The following is a 1,496-nucleotide window of genomic DNA, read 5'->3' as shown; positions in this document are numbered from 1 at the left end:
GTTCCGGCGCTGTAGGATGTGGCTGCGGCCGATTAGGTAGATGGTGGGGTAACGGCCCACCATGCCGATAATCGGTACAGGTTGTGAGAGCAAGAGCCTGGAGACGGTATCTGAGACAAGATACCGGGCCCTACGGGGCGCAGCAGGCGCGAAACCTTTACACTGCACGACAGTGCGATAGGGGGACTCCGAGTGTGAGGGCATATAGCCCTCGCTTTTCTGTACCGTAAGGTGGTACAGGAACAAGGACTGGGCAAGACCGGTGCCAGCCGCCGCGGTAATACCGGCAGTCCAAGTGATGGCCGATATTATTGGGCCTAAAGCGTCCGTAGCTTGCTGTGTAAGTCCATTGGGAAATCGACCAGCTCAACTGGTCGGCGTCCGGTGGAAACTACACAGCTTGGGGCCGAGAGACTCAACGGGTACGTCCGGGGTAGGAGTGAAATCCTGTAATCCTGGACGGACCACCAATGGGGAAACCACGTTGAGAGACCGGACCCGACAGTGAGGGACGAAAGCCAGGGTCTCGAACCGGATTAGATACCCGGGTAGTCCTGGCTGTAAACAATGCTCGCTAGGTATGTCACGCGCCATGAGCACGTGATGTGCCGTAGTGAAGACGATAAGCGAGCCGCCTGGGAAGTACGTCCGCAAGGATGAAACTTAAAGGAATTGGCGGGGGAGCACCACAACCGGAGGAGCCTGCGGTTTAATTGGACTCAACGCCGGAAATCTCACCGGTCCCGACAGTAGTAATGACAGTCAGGTTGACGACTTTACTCGACGCTACTGAGAGGAGGTGCATGGCCGCCGTCAGCTCGTACCGTGAGGCGTCCTGTTAAGTCAGGCAACGAGCGAGACCCACACTTCTAGTTGCCAGCAACACCCTTGTGGTGGTTGGGTACACTAGGAGGACTGCCGCTGCTAAAGCGGAGGAAGGAATGGGCAACGGTAGGTCAGTATGCCCCGAATGGACCGGGCAACACGCGGGCTACAATGGCTCTGACAGTGGGATGCGACGCCGAGAGGCGAAGCTAATCTCCAAACGGAGTCGTAGTTCGGATTGCGGGCTGAAACCCGCCCGCATGAAGCTGGATTCGGTAGTAATCGCGTGTCAGAAGCGCGCGGTGAATACGTCCCTGCTCCTTGCACACACCGCCCGTCAAAGCACCCGAGTGGGGTCCGGATGAGGCCGTCATGCGACGGTCGAATCTGGGCTCCGCAAGGGGGCTTAAGTCGTAACAAGGTAGCCGTAGAGGAATCTGCGGCTGGATCACCTCCTACTGACCGGGATCAGGGCCTTGCCCTGACCCACCTACATTGACTGGTGACCACAAGTCACCGCGAGTCGGCAAGCGCCGACTACTGCATGGGCCCGCTGGGCTCACAAGACCTATCCGAGGCGGATATCCCCTCACGGGGATGTCGGGTGCAACTCCCGACGGGTCCGTACTCCGTATCGCTTCGAAATCCGTCCCCTTAAGTGTGGGACGGCG

The 1,496-nt window shown here is 58.6% G+C and carries 1 rRNA gene; it reads left to right on the top strand.

The annotated features are described in order from the left end of the window. Positions 1-1,282: ribosomal RNA gene (locus tag AV929_RS10490) — 16S ribosomal RNA — on the top strand; the annotation flags it as partial. Between the last annotated feature and the right edge of the window lie 214 nt (positions 1,283-1,496).

This window comes from Haloarcula sp. K1 (genome assembly GCF_001647155.1).
In the GTDB taxonomy this organism is placed as follows: domain Archaea; phylum Halobacteriota; class Halobacteria; order Halobacteriales; family Haloarculaceae; genus Haloarcula; species Haloarcula hispanica.
The sequence above is the reverse complement of the archived record's forward strand: the minus strand, read 5'-3'. Positions and strand labels throughout refer to the sequence as shown.